The sequence below is a fragment of the Rhodococcus sp. MEB032 genome (assembly GCF_030208925.1).
GTDB classification, from domain to species: domain Bacteria; phylum Actinomycetota; class Actinomycetes; order Mycobacteriales; family Mycobacteriaceae; genus Rhodococcus_F; species Rhodococcus_F qingshengii.
Genome location: NZ_JARVSY010000010.1, coordinates 206,830 through 222,505, shown reverse-complemented (window position 1 = coordinate 222,505; position 15,676 = coordinate 206,830). Strand labels below are relative to the sequence as shown.

15 protein-coding genes are annotated in these 15,676 nt (G+C 60.1%); 8 read left to right on the top strand and 7 right to left on the bottom strand.

What is annotated here, in order from left to right:
- The 3 genes from QRN54_RS11230 to QRN54_RS11220 all read left to right on the top strand — a co-directional run bounded on the left by QRN54_RS11230 (position 1) and on the right by QRN54_RS11220 (position 3,233).
- Entirely contained in the window at positions 1-921 is a 921-nt protein-coding gene (locus tag QRN54_RS11230; RefSeq protein ID WP_064073408.1) for a hypothetical protein, read from the top strand.
- Complete coding sequence (locus QRN54_RS11225; RefSeq protein ID WP_007733920.1) at positions 918-2,405, top strand: flavin-containing monooxygenase; 1,488 nt, start codon at positions 918-920, stop codon at positions 2,403-2,405. Before QRN54_RS11230 ends, QRN54_RS11225 begins: the two co-directional genes overlap by 4 nt.
- Before the next feature lie 75 nt (positions 2,406-2,480).
- On the top strand, positions 2,481-3,233 hold the full coding sequence (locus QRN54_RS11220; protein ID WP_285182037.1) for a MerR family transcriptional regulator: 753 nt from the start codon (positions 2,481-2,483) through the stop codon (positions 3,231-3,233).
- Positions 3,234-3,276: 43 nt separating this feature from the next.
- Here QRN54_RS11220 and QRN54_RS11215 read toward each other — a convergent pair whose 3' ends face one another.
- Together QRN54_RS11215 and QRN54_RS11210 are read right to left on the bottom strand one after the other, a co-directional pair.
- Positions 3,277-4,032 carry a class I SAM-dependent methyltransferase gene (locus QRN54_RS11215; RefSeq protein ID WP_030535277.1) on the bottom strand — a complete coding sequence of 252 codons (756 nt, stop codon included), beginning with the start codon at positions 4,030-4,032 and terminating at the stop codon, positions 3,277-3,279.
- Positions 4,033-4,114: 82 nt separating this feature from the next.
- Positions 4,115-5,365: an MCE family protein gene (locus QRN54_RS11210; protein WP_397517595.1), complete on the bottom strand. Its 1,251-nt coding sequence runs from the start codon at positions 5,363-5,365 to the stop codon at positions 4,115-4,117.
- A 338-nt stretch (positions 5,366-5,703) separates the two neighbouring features.
- Between QRN54_RS11210 and QRN54_RS11205 the strand changes: the two genes are divergently transcribed.
- Both QRN54_RS11205 and QRN54_RS11200 read left to right on the top strand, forming a co-directional pair.
- Entirely contained in the window at positions 5,704-6,015 is a 312-nt protein-coding gene (locus tag QRN54_RS11205; RefSeq protein WP_007733929.1) for an ArsR/SmtB family transcription factor, read from the top strand.
- Between the two features lie 98 nt (positions 6,016-6,113).
- Positions 6,114-7,289: an MFS transporter gene (locus tag QRN54_RS11200; RefSeq protein WP_064687638.1), complete on the top strand. Its 1,176-nt coding sequence runs from the start codon at positions 6,114-6,116 to the stop codon at positions 7,287-7,289.
- Here QRN54_RS11200 and QRN54_RS11195 read toward each other — a convergent pair.
- From QRN54_RS11195 to QRN54_RS11185, 3 genes are all read right to left on the bottom strand, one after another.
- Entirely contained in the window at positions 7,256-7,984 is a 729-nt protein-coding gene (locus QRN54_RS11195; protein ID WP_064687637.1) for an aspartate/glutamate racemase family protein, read from the bottom strand. The genes QRN54_RS11200 and QRN54_RS11195 overlap by 34 nt on opposite strands.
- Before the next feature lie 5 nt (positions 7,985-7,989).
- Entirely contained in the window at positions 7,990-9,564 is a 1,575-nt protein-coding gene (locus QRN54_RS11190; RefSeq protein ID WP_064687636.1) for an NCS1 family nucleobase:cation symporter-1, read from the bottom strand.
- 108 nt (positions 9,565-9,672) lie between these two features.
- Entirely contained in the window at positions 9,673-10,398 is a 726-nt protein-coding gene (locus QRN54_RS11185; protein ID WP_064114424.1) for a GntR family transcriptional regulator, read from the bottom strand.
- A gap of 196 nt (positions 10,399-10,594) precedes the next feature.
- Here QRN54_RS11185 and QRN54_RS11180 point away from each other — a divergent pair, with 196 nt between their 5' ends.
- Positions 10,595-12,952 carry an ATP-binding protein gene (locus tag QRN54_RS11180; RefSeq protein ID WP_064687635.1) on the top strand — a complete coding sequence of 786 codons (2,358 nt, stop codon included), beginning with the start codon at positions 10,595-10,597 and terminating at the stop codon, positions 12,950-12,952.
- Here QRN54_RS11180 and QRN54_RS11175 read toward each other — a convergent pair.
- Both QRN54_RS11175 and QRN54_RS11170 read right to left on the bottom strand, forming a co-directional pair.
- Positions 12,927-13,163, bottom strand: a complete 237-nt coding sequence (locus QRN54_RS11175; protein ID WP_042922236.1) for a PhlB family protein — start codon at positions 13,161-13,163, stop codon at positions 12,927-12,929. The genes QRN54_RS11180 and QRN54_RS11175 overlap by 26 nt on opposite strands.
- Before the next feature lie 190 nt (positions 13,164-13,353).
- Positions 13,354-14,001 (bottom strand): C40 family peptidase, encoded by a 648-nt coding sequence (locus QRN54_RS11170; RefSeq protein WP_285182036.1) that lies wholly within the window; start codon positions 13,999-14,001, stop codon positions 13,354-13,356.
- A 281-nt stretch (positions 14,002-14,282) separates the two neighbouring features.
- Here QRN54_RS11170 and QRN54_RS11165 point away from each other — a divergent pair, with 281 nt between their 5' ends.
- Positions 14,283-14,588: a DUF6412 domain-containing protein gene (locus QRN54_RS11165; RefSeq protein WP_029256089.1), complete on the top strand. Its 306-nt coding sequence runs from the start codon at positions 14,283-14,285 to the stop codon at positions 14,586-14,588.
- A 112-nt stretch (positions 14,589-14,700) separates the two neighbouring features.
- Entirely contained in the window at positions 14,701-15,654 is a 954-nt protein-coding gene (yidC, locus tag QRN54_RS11160) for a membrane protein insertase YidC (protein ID WP_003939695.1), read from the top strand.
- Positions 15,655-15,676: the final 22 nt, after the last annotated feature.

Sequence of the window (15,676 nt, the reverse complement as noted above, 5' to 3'; positions counted from 1 at the left end):
ATGTCCTTCGATTTCGACGGCATGCTGCACAAGATCAAGGACCGCCAGTGGGCTCTGGTGGACATCGACTGGGATGCTCCGGGCGCCGAGACGATCAGTCCAGAGCTTCATGCGAAGCTGAAACCGTTCATGTCGGACCTGATGTGGATCGAGAACGTTGGTGCCCGTGGCTTCGCTGCGATGGCTCTCAAGGCGCCGACTGGAACTCTCCGAGACATCTATCGGCATTTCCACGCCGAGGAACAGAAGCACGCCAACGCCGAACTCGCGCTGATGCGTCGGTGGGGAATGCTCGACGGCGACGAGATGCCCGAGCCCAACATCAACGTCAAGCTCGTCATCGACTGGCTGGACAAGCATTCCGACGGTTTGTCGCTCTCGATTCTCGGGACCGTCATACCGATGCTCGAGGTGGCGCTCGACGGAGCCCTGGTCAAGTTCATCATGGACGAGATCGAGGATCCGGTCTGTCAGGCTGTGTTCAAGAAGATCAATGCAGACGAGTCCAGGCATCTGGCGGTCGATTTTGCGGTGATCGAGATGCTCGGGCACTCGACGACGCGCAAGCTCGTTGTCGAAACCGTCGGCGCCTGGATGAATCCGGCGTTGATCATCGGGACACTTCGCTACATCCCGCTGCTGAACAAGATGCGCGACAACATCGTCGACATGGGAGTGAACGAGGAACGGCTCTACACCGCGATGAAGCGATTCAGGAACGTAGGCGAACGGAGTCCGGCCGCGCTCCGCGTCCCGATGTATCGGGTGGTGAAGTGGCACGGCAACATGGTCATCAATCGCAACCATCCCTACCATCTGCTTGCCGATCGGATGGTCAAGGTCACTGGCCGACTTTCCGGCAGCAGGCTCAATTCCGAGCCGACCTGGGCCAAGGAACTTACGTACGAGCCACTCGCATGAGTACTGCCGAGCCACTGTCAGTGGCGATCATCGGTGGAGGTTTCGCAGGAATCGGAGCGGCGATTCGGTTGAAGCAGAACGGTATCGAGGACTTCGTCGTTCTCGAACGCGGCACGGAGGTCGGCGGGACGTGGCGCGACAACACGTATCCGGGAGCTGCGTGCGACATTCCGTCCCGTCTGTACTCGTACAGTTTCGCCCCGAACCCGGACTGGTCGCACACCTACTCGGCCAGCGCGGAGATCCTCGGCTACATCCGAACGATGGTGAAAGAGTTCGGCCTCGAGCCGAAGATTCGGTTTCGGTGCAACGTCACGGGCGTCGAGTGGGACGAGCAGACAGGTGTCTGGGCGATCGCGCTCGAGGGCCGTGAAGCGGTCATTGCCCGGACCGTCGTCATGGCGTCCGGTCCGCTGGCGAACGTCAGCTTTCCTGCTGTTCCGGGTTTGGAGAGCTACGAAGGACACAAGATTCACAGTGCTCGCTGGGACCATGACTACGACTTCACCGACAAGCGGGTCGCAGTGATCGGAACCGGGGCCAGTGGCGTCCAGATCGTCCCTGAACTCGTGAAAACTGCACGATCAGTGAAGGTTTTCCAACGAACACCGGGATGGGCATTGCCGCGAGCAAACCTACGCACCCGATCTCGCACGAAGGATCTGTACCGTCGTCATCCGGTCGTCCAGACTCTGGCGCGTCGGGCTTGGTACTGGGGACACGAATCGGTAGCTCTCGGGGTGGTGTGGGAATCCCCGTTGACGAGGGTGGTGGAAACAGTCGGGCGTCTTCATCTGCGCATGCAGGTGAAGGACCCGTGGTTGCGGCGACAACTCACTCCCGACTTTCGGGCAGGGTGCAAGCGGTTGCTGATGACCAGCGAGTATTACCCGGCTCTCCAGCAAGACAATTGCACACTCGTGACCTGGCCGATCGCGAGATTGGCGCCACATGGCATTCGCACGGTCGAAGGGATCGAGCATCAATTCGACTGCATCGTCTTCGCCACCGGCTTCGACGTTTGCAAGACCGGAACACCGGTCCCGATCATCGGCCGGGACGGACGTGTGCTCGCTCAGGAGTGGAAATCCGGGGCGCGTGCGTACAAGAGCATTGCGGTATCCGGTTATCCCAACCTGTATTTCACCTTCGGACCCAACTCGGGTCCGGGGCACAGCTCCGCCCTTGTGTACATGGAAGCGCAACTCGACTATCTCGCCCAAGCGATCAAGATCGTTCTCGAGCGCGACCTCAAGGCACTCGATGTTCGTCAAGATGTCGAAGATGCGTACAACGTCGAGTTGCAGCGTCGGCTGTCGAAGACCACGTGGAACTCGGGATGTTCGAGTTGGTATCTCACCGACGAAGGATTCAATGCCACTATGTTTCCCGGTTTCGCGACCCAGTACGTGAACCAATTGAAATCGGTGGATCTTCGGGACTACACGAGCACGGTGCGCGAGAAAGACACCGCGCAGACCTGATCCCGGGTTCTGATCGGCCTGGTGTTGCCACTAAGTTGGAATCGTGACGACCGACGCGGCAGAGGAGACGAGGCGGTGACCGAGTACCGCATCGACGATCTAGCGCGCGCTGCGGGCACCACCTCGCGGAATGTACGGGCATATCAGGAACGTGGATTGCTTCCTCCGCCGGAGAAGCGTGGGCGGGTAGGCATCTACGGCGACGCGCACCTCGAACGCCTCAAGCTGATCGACACGCTTCTTCAACGAGGTTTCACCACTGCGCATATCGACGACTTCATCACCGGGTGGGAAAGCGGGAAAGACCTGACAGAGGTGCTGGGTCTGCAGCACGCGGTCACCGAACCATGGTCCCGCAGCGACACCGTGAGTATCGATATGGCCGTCGTACGCGAGTTTCTCGGGGGAGATGCAGATGGTCAACTGCATCGTCTCGTAGATCTCGGACTGGTACAGATCGAAGGAGAGAACTGCGTTTTCACCGATCCTGCTTTGCTCAGCGGATTTTCGAGTCTCCTCGACTACGGTTTCACTCTCGATCAACTGGTCGATGTGCACGAAAAGCTTCACAACGCTGTGGACGGGATCGCCAAAGACCTGATTCAGGCGGCGAAGGATCGCATCGTCGATCAGCACGGGGTCGGTTGGCTCCCGGAGGGCGACGAGGTTGCCGGAACAGCCGAGATGCTCCAGACGATGCGTGAACTCGGTGTGGCGTCGGTACATTCGGCACTGGCCCGGGCACTCGACGCGAACCTTCAGCGTGAACTCGGCGACTATCTTGCCGCTGCGATCGGCTCGCGGAGCGACGCCGACGAGTCCGACTAGCAGCATCGATCACATTCGGGATGTGCGGCCCGTCGCGGTGCGCTCAGCTCTTGCGTGCCTCGATCAGGAATCGACTCGAGTGCGCGACAAAAGATCCGTCGCGACGGATCTGCTGATCGAGTTCGCGGAGCCGGTCCCGATACTGCGCGACGGTGAATCCCGGAACCATCCAGATCACCTTGCGTAAGAAGTAGACAACGGCGCCGATGTCGAAGAATTCCATGCGCAGACGCTCGAAACGAAGGTCGACGACGGTGAGCCCGGCCTCAATCGCGTCGGCAGTTTCGTCCTCGTGGTGCCGTCCGCGACGAGCCTGCGGCTGAGGACCGAGAAAGTACTCGACCAGTTCGAACACGCTGGCGTGACCCACATGTTGAGCGAAGTACGTTCCTCCCGGTTCGAGTACCCGCGCGATTTCGGTCCACCACACCGTCGCTGGGTGTCGGCTGGTCACCAGGTCGAAAGCCGAATCGGCGAACGGTAGCGGCGGCTCGTCCGGATCGGCGACCACCACCACACCTCGGGGACGCAGAAGGGCGGTGGCCTTGGCGATGTTCGGTGGCCAGGATTCGGTTGCAGCCATCACCGGCGGGAGTGACGGTGCAGCGGCGAGGACTTCGCCGCCGCCGGTCTGGATGTCCAATGCGGCGCCGGCGCGGCCGAGACGTTCACCCATCAGCCTCTGGTACCCCCACGACGGACGCTGCTCCGTGGCGCGTCCGTCGAGCCACGAGAAATCCCACCCGTCGACGGAGGCGGATTCCGCTTCGGCGACAAGTTCGTCGAAACCTCGTGACATGCTCTGTGACTCGCCTTCAGGCGTTCCTTCCGACATCACATCATCATCGTCGCGGAGGGTCGACGGTGCCAGTTGTTTACGGCTACTTCGGGGTGGCGCCGAGCATCGGTGCGAGTTGAGTGGCAATCGGGTTCAGGTTGAGCTTGTCCGGGTCCACCTTGGGCTTGCCGTCCCACGGTTGCGAGGTGTTCGGGTCGGCGAACGCGATGCGGTTGGCGCTACGAACTCCCGTTTCGCTGCCCTGAGGTGCCTGGCAGTTGGCGGCAGTGTTCAACGGGAAGTTCTGCGTCGTGTCGTCGAAGTTCGGGTCCTTGCGCTTCATCTCGTCGAGGATCGCCATGGTCCCTTCGTAACCGACGGTGCACGAGAGCGGGTTGTTGGTCTCGAGTACCAAGCCCAGATGTACTGTGCCGTCTCCCGGTGCAACGGTGGGCGCCGCCCCGGCGAGCGCAGGCAGGAAGAGCAGGAAGGGCTGCAGCGAGTGCAGTGTCGGTGCGGCTGCCGCTGCAACGGCGGAGAGGTTGGAGAGGTTGGTCGTGAGCGCGGGGCCGGCTTCGGTGACGAGAGAGCCGACTTGTTCGCTGGCCGGTATGCCGTTGTCGATCACGCGTCGGATGTCGGGGTCGCTGGTGCGCAATTGCGCCGTCAGTGCGTCGAGGTCGGTGCTGAACTGCTTGATCGCCGACGATTGATCGGACTGGGTCGTGAGCACCGTCTGGCTGTCGCGGATCAGTCCGAGGGTCTGGGGAAGGGTGTCGAGGCCCGACTGGGAGATCCCCGACAGCGAGTCGGCAAGTACCTGCAGATCTTCGCCCTTGCCGTTGAATGCCGCGCCGAGTTCTTTCGCGACGGTGTGGAGTGCGTCGACCGGAACGGAGTGCACCAGACCGTTGGCGCTGGTCAAGACATTCTCGATCGGGATCGGCGTGGTTGTGTCGCCCACGGCGATCACCGAGCCGTCTTCGAGGAACGGGCCCTGGTCGGTATCGGGCTGAAGGTCGACGTACTGCTCGCCGATGGCTGAGCGATTGGCCACCACGGCCCGCGCGGATGCGGGAATCTGCGGAGCACTGCTGTCGATCAACAGGTCGACTTCGATTCCGTCGGACGTGAGCGACATGTCCCCGACGCGTCCGACGGGTACACCGCGATAGGTCACTTCGGCGTTGGTGAAGATGCCACCGGACGTCGCCAGTTCGGTTTTGACCGTGTATTGGCCGAATCCCAGAAGATTGTCCAGCCGTACGTATTTCGCTCCGACATAGATCAAGCCCAGGAGTGCAACCACGACGAGGGCGACCAGCTGCCATTTGGCGAGCTTCGACATCACCATGAGGTGACGACCCTGAACTGATGCGGTGTGTTCATGGTTCGACTCCCGAATGACAAGCCGGGTACGGCTGGTGTTGAGCGAATTGTGTTCACCCACGGACGTTCTGAGGTGAACCGGAAACTTCCGGCAATTCGTTGTTGGCGATAACTATAAACAAGTCGTCACAGATAGAAAGTCGACGCTGAGATTTCCGCAGGTCGTCGAAACGTAAGTGTCGCAGCTCACTTCGAATGCTTCGATGTGATGCAGACGGCTTTCGGTCCGGATCGGGCTTGACTTCGCCAAACATATCCATAAAAGTAGATGCGTTCCGGTTGTCGTGCAGAGGGGTGTGGTCCATGGATGCTTTGGCGATCTTCAAGGCGCTGTCCAACCCGACTCGCCTGCAGATCATGGAGTGGCTCGCGCATCCGGCGAAGTATTTCGACGAGGACTCGTATACGCAGCAGGATCTCGGGTTTCACATCGGAGTCTGTGTCGGTGACATCCAGGGGCGATCGGGACTTGCCCAGTCGGTGATCTCGGGGTATCTACAGGGCATGAAAGACGTGGGTCTGCTCGAGTCCGAGCGCATCGGGAAGTGGACGTATTACCGACGAAACGAATCCGTGATCGGCGAGTTCAGGGAATTCGTTCGCGAAAAGCTGTAGCGGCCGAATTGCCCTCGTCGGTCGGGTTGTTCAACCAGATATATCTACATATATAGATATGTAACTGTCTTGTGTGGCGAAGTAGTGAGGAGTGTGTCGTGAAGTCGAAATTGTTGATACCGGTTCTGGCGTTGGGTGTATTCGGAATCATCACTACGGAGATGGGCATTATCGGGGTTCTGCCTCAGATCAGCGAAAAGTTCGGTATCACCGCGTCGACTGCCGGATGGTTGGTCGGTGTGTTTGCACTCGTCGTGGCGGTGACCGGTCCGTTCACAACGCTGATCACCTCGGGAATCAACAGGAGAACCGTTCTGTTGGTGGCGATTGCAGTCTTTGCGGTCTCCAATGTGGTGTATGCGACCACATCGAGTTTCGAGGTGATGTTTGCATTTCGGATCATCCCCGCCGTGGTTCATCCGGTCTTCTTCGCTGTCGCGCTTGCAAGTGCGGTTCGTCTGGTATCGCCGGAACAGGCGACCGCCGCGGTGACCAAGGTATTTGCAGGCGTCACAGTCGGATTCGCGTTCGGCGTGCCCTTGACGTCCTATTTGGCCGAGAACTTTTCGGTGTCGACAGCATTCGTGTTCGGCGCCGTGGTCAACGTTCTCGCGTTTCTCGGGATTGTCGTACTTCTGCCCTCGGCTCCTGTGACACAACGCCTGTCGTACGGTGCACAGGTCGGGATACTTCGCCGGCCGCGCGTGTGGTTGACCATTCTTTCCGTCACCTTCGTCTTCGCAGCCATGTTCTCGGTGTACGGATACTTTGCCGAATACCTCGGCGAAGTGACCGGCATGAGCGGATCGTGGATCAGCGCGATGCTCTTGGCTTTCGGTGTCGTGATGATCTTCGGCAACTTCGTCTTCGGGGCTCTGCTCGCCAAGGGGGTGGTGCGCACGGTTGTGGCTTTTCCCTTGCTGTATATCGTCGTCTACGTGATGCTCTATCTGGCGGGCCCGTACTTCGGCGCGATGGTTGTAGCCGTGTTAGTTTGGGGTGTACTGCATTCCGGTGGACTGGTGGTTTCGCAGAGCTGGATGGGGCGAGACGCAGTCGACGCGCCTGAATTCGGCAACAGCCTTTTCATCTCGTTCTCCAACCTGGGGATCACGCTCGGCACTGCGGTCGGTGGACTGTTTCTCGCGCATTTCGAAACCCGCCAATTAGTCTGGGCTGGAGTATTGTTCGCGGTCCTGGCGCTGCTGGTGACAGGTGTTCGACTCTCGCTCAGGCACGCTCACAGCGAGAACGGTGTCAGTGTACCGGTGTAGTTCTTGGGAAGTGGGCGTGCGAACTCGCCGCGCGAACTGGTCGACAGCCCGAGGGTGACCAACGACTGAACCACCGTGACCCCAGCGGCAACGCCGTCGACTACCGGGACACCCAGTTCGTCGGACAAGTCCTGGCACAGGTCCGCCATGCCGGCGCAACCCAGCACGAGGACGTCCGAGTCGTCTTGCTCCAATGCGTCGAAACAGGCTTCCAAGATCACCTTTCGCGCGTCGGGATCACGATCGAGTTCCAGAACCGGAATCTCGCAGGAGTGGATACCCCGGCACCGAGCCTGCATGCCGTACCGGTCCACCAGATCGGCTGCGCGGCCGCGGGTTCGACCGAGAGTGGTCACGATGCTGAATCCGCGACCCAGGAAACTTGCGTAGTTCATTGCCGCTTCGGCAACAGCTACGACGGGGCCCTTGGCCAACTCTCGGGCTGCATCAAGACCTGGGTCACCGAAGCAAGCGATGACGTAGCCGTCGACTTCGTTCTTTTCTCCGGCGGCGATCTCGGTCAGGATTCCGGGGACGCTGAGAGCTTCGTCGTAGTGGCTTTCGATCGACGCGGGACCCATGGCAGGGCTGACAGCCTCGACGAATGTGCCCGAGCCTGCGACGGTCCGGGCACATTCCTCGATCTTGGCGGTCATCGCCCACGTGGTGTTGGGGTTGATCACCTTGATTCTCATGACGATCAGTCGACCGTCACAGTGTCGGGAGAGGAAGCATTCCGGACAGCTGAGGAAGAGCGCGCGGCGAGTAGGTAATAGACGGTGAATCCGAGCCCACAACCGATGAACCAGCTGTACTGCGCTGCGGTGTACATCCCGGTGAGGTCCTTGCCCAGGACCGGGACCATCGCGACGACGGCTCCCACCACGGTGGCGATCACTGCAGCAGGGTTGTATCCCTTGCTGTACCAGTAGGTTCCGGTCGGCGACATGCTGAACAGTTCGTCGACGATGACCTTCTGCTTGCGCACGAGGTAGTAGTCGGCAATCAGAATTCCGAACAGCGGACCGATGAAGGCTCCGAGGGTTTCGAGTGTGTAGTGAATAACGTCCGGATTGTTGTACAAGTTCCACGGCGTGATGAGGATCGAGCCGATCGCTGCGATCATTCCGCCGGCGCGCCAGCTGATCTTCTGCGGACTCACGTTGGAGAAGTCGAAGGCCGGGGAAATGAAGTTGGCCACGATGTTGATGCCGATCGTGGCGATGGTGAAGGTGAGTGCTCCGAGAACGATGGCGAAGGTGCTGTCGATTCGTGCAACGGTCGCAACGGGATCGGTGATCAGTTCGCCGTACACCGGCAGCGTCAACGATGCAGTGACGACGACCAACACCGAGAATACGAGGAAGTTCAACGGCAAACCGAGGAAGTTGCCCTTCTTGACGGCAGCGAACGACTTTCCGTAGCGGGAGAAGTCGCCGAAGTTGAGCATCGGTCCGGAGAAGTACGAGACAACCAGAGCGATCGCACCGAGCATGACCGGCACGGCGTCGAAACCCGAGTACTTGACGTCGCCGAGCGTGAGATCGATGGCGCTCCAGCCTGCCTTGTAGATCAGGTAGCCGCACAGCATGAACATCACGACATACACAGCCGGCCCGCAGAAGTCGATGAAGCGGCGGATCGATTCCATGCCTCGCCAGAAGACACAGGCCTGAAGTACCCACAGGAGCATGAAACTTCCCCAGCCCAGTGCGGAGAGTCCGGCGAATCCGTAGTCTTCGACGACGGCATAGGGCGCGAGTGACGGAAAGAGTTTGATCAGTACGACATCGAGGGCTGCTGAAGCGAGGAAGGTTTGAATTCCATACCAAGCCACGGCAATCAGGCCACGAATGATTGCCGGGATGTTCGCGCCGAGGACGCCGAACACGCTGCGGCAGATCACCGGATACGGCACGCCGGTAACTTGGCTGGGCTTGGCGACGAGATTGCAGAAGAAGTAGACGATCGTGATACCGACCAGCAGGGCGACGAGTACTTGCCAGCTGGCCAATCCCAGTGCGAAAAGACTACCGGCAGTGACATATCCGCCGACGCTGTGTACGTCGGACATCCAGAAGGCGAAGATGTTGTACGACGACCAGGTCTGCCTGCGAAGCGGCGCCAAGTCCTCGTTGGTCAAACGAGGGTCGTAGCCCGGCTTGATCAGGCCGCTTCCGACAGGGTGACCCGCGGCTTCGACAAGGTCACCCGATCCGCTTTCCTTTGGGGGAGTGGGGGTAGTGGTCGTTCGGGACGGAAGAATGTCGGTCATGACAGCTCCTGTGCATCAGTGCAGGAAATCAGCGGACGGTGCCACGAGCTCTCAGCGTCAGTGATGAAAACTGTGTTGAGAGAAAGGTATCGATGCTGTGTTGCACGACTATTGCGCGATCGGTATATCTTTTTCGGCCAATAGACCGGTGTCTGTCGGTAGAGTCGCGATCACGGTATCGAGTCGGCGATGATGGATTTCGGAAGCGCTCAGAAGTGCGGATGCGTCCCGACGCAGGAATGCGTCCAGCATCGCGGTGTGATCCGAGTGCAGAACCCGGCGATCGACGCCGGCAACATGGACCATCGGCTGTACTGGTTCGGTGATGTTCCAGGCAGCTTCGAACATGTGCAGAAGTCGAAGCATCTGAGACGGTCGGGTCAGTGCGAGATGAAAGTTTCGGCTCTCGCAGTGATAGGACTGAGAGTCGTCGTAGCGCAATGCGATCTCCAAACGGGAGTTCACCTCGACGGCGTGTTCGTGATCCTCTTCGGTTGCCTGCTCGACGGCGACGGCCAATGCAGCTGATTCGAGAGTTTCGCGGACGATGTACATCTCTCGCAGTTCTGCCGGCGTCAGCTGAGCAACGGTGTAGCCGAATTGATGTCGATGGTCGACCAAGGACTCTCCGACCAGTGTTTTCAGTGATTCCCGCACAGGTATTCGACTGACACCGAACACATCAGCCACGTCGCCGAGAGGAATCGGGGTACCCGGAGGCGCCGAACCCGACAGAATCACTCGCCGCAGTTCGTCGAGGATCGTTTGTTGTGGACTTCCGGGAGCATCGATTACCAGTTGCGTCAGCAGTACCGATCTACGGCGCGGCGGCATGTCGGTCTCCCTTCGTCTGTCTGCCAGAGTAGGAATACGTTGTTTCGTCTGCGTGACGCCGGTGTGGCCGTCGTGCATCTCGCACTCGGGGGAGAACAAGTGGGCTCCGATCACATGCTCGCGTGAGTGCTGCTCGGGAGGCCGATCGTGGGGGTAGCGTTGTTGTGTAGTGGTATGGCAGAAAGCGAGTCGGTCGATGGCATCCGCTGTGCGCTCAGAAGCCGACCAGCGAGTTGTCGGCAACCTGCCCTTGGAGCTGACGAGTTTCGTCGGTCGTCGGCGTGAGTTGGCCGACGCCAGGAGATTGTTCGAGACGTCCCGTTTGTTGACACTCACCGGGATCGGTGGCGTGGGCAAGACACGGCTCGCGATCCGACTTGCGGGCGCGTTGCAACGGGTGTTTCGAGATGGTGCCTGGTTGGTGGAACTGGGGGAGCAGACAGATTCGGATCTCCTCGAAGATCATGTCGCCGTGACCCTTGGTGTCCGGTCGGTCTCGTCGGCGGACCCGCTGCAGGCATTGATCGACTACTGCGCCGATCGGAGTCTGCTGTTGGTGCTCGACAACTGTGAACATCTGGTCGATGCCGTCGCTGTGTTCGTAGGCGCGATCCTACGGCGATGTGCCGGCGTCAAGATCCTGGCGACGAGCCGCGAATCGCTGGGCCTGGGCGGTGAGGTGACGATGCGCGTTCCCTCACTCACCACACCGCAGCAACAGCCGCCCGAATTCGAGGGAATTGCCCAGTACGAATCGGTGTCGTTGTTCACCGAGCGTGCGGCTTCCGTCGTACCTGGTTTCACCCTCACCGAGGAGAACAAGCGCGCCGTTGCGCATATCTGTCATGACTTGGATGGACTCCCACTTCCGATCGAACTGGCGGCAGCTCGCCTGCGTGGTATGTCTGCTGAGCAGATCATGAACAGGCTCTCGGATCGATACCGACTTCTTACAACGGGTGGACGCGACGTTCCGAGTCGTCAACAGACGCTGCGATTGTCGATCGATTGGAGTTACGACCTCTGCTCGCCAACCGAACAGCAGTTGTGGGGGAGGTTGTCGGTGTTCTCGGGTGGGTTCGACCTCGACGCCGTTGAGGGCGTGTGTGGGCAGGACATGAATTCGACCGAAGTGCTCGATCTCGTCACCGCGTTGGTCGAGAAGTCCATCCTGATTCGTGAGGAAACCGACGGGGATGTTCGGTACCACCTCCTCGACCTACTCCGGGAGTACGGACATGAAAAGTTGGAGTCCGCCGGTGAGTATTCCGCTCTGCGTCGAAGCCATCGTGATTGGTTCGAGGCACTGGTCGTTCATGCGGAAGCCGAGTGGATCAGTGGCCGGCAAGCTGCCTGGATCGCAAGGCTCGGTCGTGAACAGCGCAACGTCAACGATGCGTTGGAGTACTCGATTTCCACTGCCGGAGAGGCGCGATCTGCAACGCGAATGGTCGGTGCGTTGTACAGATTCTGGCTTGCAGGTGGATTGCTTGTGCAGGCGCGTTATTGGACGGATCGAGCCTTGAATGCACAGGATCGAGAGCTGGATCCGTTCCGAGTGGATGTCTTGGCCATCGACGCCGTGAATCACGCGATGCAGGGGGAACTCGAACGGGCAGAAGAGTTGGTCGACGAGAGTTGGCGCCTGGCAAACGACTTGGCGGATGTGCGCTCGCGCGGCTTGGCGACGTGGGGAGACGGATACGTCGATACCTTCAGAGGTAACTTCGATACCGCTACAGCCAAGCTGGAATCCGCGTTGACGCTGTTTCGACTCGACAAGAATCTGCTGCATGTTGTGATCGGCCTGGACACCTTGGGAGTCGCGTACTTCCTGTCCGGCGCCCTTGATCGCTCTGTGGAGTGCAACGAAGAGATTCTCGCGATCACCGTGCCCGCCGACGAGATGATGTTCCAGGCATTTGCGCTGGGAACTCTCGGGCTCGTGAGCTGGCTCCGAGGTGAATTGGATGCCGCAAGTGACTATTTGACTCGAAGTCTGAGAATTCTCGATGCCCCGATGAACTCGGCGTGGTGTATCGAGCCGTTGGCGTGGATTGCTGCAGCGCAACGTGATTGGAAGCATGCAGCGGTTCTGCTCGGCGCGGCAGCCATGTATTGGCAGAAGGTCGGGGGGCGGCTGGCGGGCCTGCCGGGTTTGTCAGCTCATCACGACACTGCTGCAGAGACTGCTCGCAAAGCCATGGGTGACGATACTTTCGACAAGTCGTTTCGCAGCGGGTTTGCGATGTCCGAGGGTGAAGCTGTCGCATATGCGCTCGACAAGCGCTCCAGTGTCACGACTGCGTCGTCGGCTGAAGGGCCTCACCTCACTCCGCGTGAGCAGCAAGTTGCGGAACTGGTTGCCCAAGGGTTGACCAATCGCGCGATTGCGGAGCACTTGGTAATCTCGCTGCGCACCGCTCAGGGACACGTGGAACACGTACTGACAAAACTGGGATTCAGTTCCAGAGCGCAGATCGCAGCGTGGTACGTCTCGACCGCGCAGGAGCGTGACTCGCGTGAGGTCAATGGTTCAGCAGGCCGGAGTTGACGTCCGATAGCAGTTCACCACGGTCGTCGCCGCACAAGCAGAACACCGGGTAGCGCTTACCTTCTTCACGCCCCTGAAACGACACTCGTAGCGGTGCAGGCGCATCCACGCGAGGGGATTCGGTGAGGAAAGTGTACAGCCACGGCCCCTCGTCCAATTCCACGATGGCGAGAACGGTCGAGGGGTCGCCGTGAACCGTTCGCCAGGACACGACAGTGCCGTCTCCGCAACACCGCGTCACGTCCAACCGCGCCCCACGACACCGGGCGCAGACCGCGCTCGCGGGTGAGAGGATGACATCACATTCCGCGCAATGGGGGAGCGTCAATCGTTCGGCTCGCGACGAGCGATTCGAATATCGCCGCGATACACGCTGTTTCATCGAGCTTGCGGGATTCATGTCAGTAACGTCGGGCGAGGTAGTACGGCATCGAGTCCACGGGTGCGCGTTCGACCGACTCCCCGGACGTCGGGGCGTGAACGACCTCACCGCCTCCGGCGTAGATCCCCACATGCTCCCCGCCGTAGTACAGGACCACGTCACCCGGCTGTAGATCGTCCCGGGAAACTGGAGTGCCGCCAACCGCCTGGTCGTAGCTGGTTCGCGGAATCGAAACGCCCGCTTGTGCATAGGCCCATTGAACGAGACCGGAGCAGTCGAACGAGTCCGGCCCGGTCGCGCCCCAGACGTACGGAGCGCCGATCTTGGACTCTGCGGCTGCCAATACGCGGCCTGTATCCGAGGAAGCGAAAGCTGACACCTTCGCCGGATTCGTGTCGACGGAAACTGCGGCGATGTTCCAGTCCCGAAGCACGGGGGCCTGAGCGTTCGCGGTGTCGATACTCACGGCAAGGGTTGTCAGGGAAAGAACGCCGACGACAAGCGCCCTTCCGAGTGCATGCTTCTTCGTGCGGGGGTCGGTGAATCGGTGGTGCGACATTTCGCGTGTTGCCTTTGCGTCGATGCGTCCCGAAGCAGGTGTCCAGCTGGGTGTGATCGGGCTTCGGCTTGCGACACTCAGCCTGGTTGCGCCTCGACGTGTTCGCACCGGTCAGTTGGACGGGGTGCATACCTGTTTCGAGCGGCATTGTGGGTGCAAGGCCTGTTGATCGATCGCGAGAACTTCGACGGACTTTCGTAATCCGAATCAAGGAGGGCACGGCGGCCGGCGTCCCCCGGCTCCGGTCAGGCGATTCGCAGCGGGAGCGCCGAACGCTCAACAGTGGCACGGTCGGATGGACCACGATCCTGCGCACAAATGGCTGCGCGAACAAGTACGTGAGGCAAGCGTCTGGCTGGATTCGGCAGACGTTCTGTACTCTCGCAGTCATGCAACAGCGGAGCACAGGAACGGTGACACGGTCACTGTTGCTGCTTCTGCTGCCGTTCATCGCTCTTCTCGCAGTGCCTCCGCTTGGTTCCTCGGGTAGCGCCGCGGTGCTGGGAACTGCGATTGCCGTCTTCGTGGTCGCTGCGCTCGCAACTTCCTCGAAGTACGAACTTCTGCAACTGTGCGCGGTTTCGGCCACTGGCCCGTCTGATGACGAACGCTGCCTGCGTGGTGCTTTCCGCAGGCAGAGCAGCCCGGACGCGCCCGGTCGTCCGCAACCTCGAGCTCCGGGAATCGGTCTGTAGATCGGCAGTCGGCGGGTGTGAACTCGTCGTAGGTCGGTCAGACGTCTCGCGTCCACGACCATTCCCGCGCTCTCGTCTCTCTGAGCGTGCCTTTCGGTGAGGTTCATTCGTCATGCTCGATTTTGTCTACTACCCCGTGTCCGGAATCCTCTGGTTCTGGCACAAGGTCTTCTCACTGGTCTCCGGATCACCCGACAACGGCGTCGTGTGGGCGTTGTCGGTCGTATTTCTCGTCTTCACGCTCAAAGCCCTGCTGTTCAAACCCTTCGTCAAGCAGGTCCGCACTCAACTGGTGATGCAGAAGCTGCAACCTCAGATCAAGGCGTTGCAGAAGAAGTATTCGGGTGACCGGCAGAAACTCACTGTAGAGATGGCCAAGCTGCAGAAAGAACATAATTACAGTCCGTTGCTCGGCTGTCTGCCGATGCTGGTTCAGGCACCGGTGTTCATTGGTCTCTATCACGTCCTGCGATCGTTCAATCGGACCGGAGCGGCATCGCACGTCCCGTTTCTGAGCCCGACCGAACCGATGTCGGTGGCGGACAACGCGAACACGGCCAACTACTTCTTCAGTGCCTCGGATGTGCAGTCTTTTCTCGACGCCAAACTGTTCGGCGCACCGTTGTCCGCCATGATTTCGAGCCCGGCAGCACAACTGGAAGCATTCGGCGACGTCAGCCGTATCTCCATCATTCTGGTAGCGGTACCGCTGATGATATTTGCCGCCGTCGCTACACATTTCACATCGCGGGCATCCATCGCGCGCCAAGTGGACACCGGAACCGTCAACCCTCAAACAGCGATCATGAACAAGCTCGCATTGTGGGTGTTTCCGGTGGGGGTGATCGCTTTCGGTGCGTTCGCGCCCGTGGCGATCCTGCTGTATTTCGTGAGTAACAACTGCTGGACGCTGGGACAACAGCATTTTGTGTACGGACGCATCGCTGCGGAGCAGAAGGAAGCCGAATCGTCGCCGACTCCCGGAATGACCGCGCCCCCGTCGCCCAGAGTGGCTGCACCGCCGCTGCCGGGCGCCAAGCCCATCCGCGCCAAGCGCAGGCGATGACGGAAAGCGACCCCTCCCTACC

Bases quoted from the DNA above. Each gene is read 5' to 3' on its own strand.
- QRN54_RS11230 (WP_064073408.1), top strand. From the start codon at position 1: ATGTCCTTCGATTTCGACGGCATGCTGCACAAGATCAAGGACCGCCAG.
- QRN54_RS11225 (WP_007733920.1), top strand. From the start codon at position 918: ATGAGTACTGCCGAGCCACTGTCAGTGGCGATCATCGGTGGAGGTTTC.
- QRN54_RS11215 (WP_030535277.1), bottom strand. From the start codon at position 4,032: ATGTCACGAGGTTTCGACGAACTTGTCGCCGAAGCGGAATCCGCCTCC.
- QRN54_RS11210 (WP_397517595.1), bottom strand. From the start codon at position 5,365: ATGGTGATGTCGAAGCTCGCCAAATGGCAGCTGGTCGCCCTCGTCGTG.
- QRN54_RS11205 (WP_007733929.1), top strand. From the start codon at position 5,704: ATGGATGCTTTGGCGATCTTCAAGGCGCTGTCCAACCCGACTCGCCTG.
- QRN54_RS11195 (WP_064687637.1), bottom strand. From the start codon at position 7,984: ATGAGAATCAAGGTGATCAACCCCAACACCACGTGGGCGATGACCGCC.
- QRN54_RS11190 (WP_064687636.1), bottom strand. From the start codon at position 9,564: ATGACCGACATTCTTCCGTCCCGAACGACCACTACCCCCACTCCCCCA.
- QRN54_RS11185 (WP_064114424.1), bottom strand. From the start codon at position 10,398: ATGCCGCCGCGCCGTAGATCGGTACTGCTGACGCAACTGGTAATCGAT.
- QRN54_RS11180 (WP_064687635.1), top strand. From the start codon at position 10,595: ATGGCATCCGCTGTGCGCTCAGAAGCCGACCAGCGAGTTGTCGGCAAC.
- QRN54_RS11165 (WP_029256089.1), top strand. From the start codon at position 14,283: ATGCAACAGCGGAGCACAGGAACGGTGACACGGTCACTGTTGCTGCTT.
- yidC (WP_003939695.1), top strand. From the start codon at position 14,701: ATGCTCGATTTTGTCTACTACCCCGTGTCCGGAATCCTCTGGTTCTGG.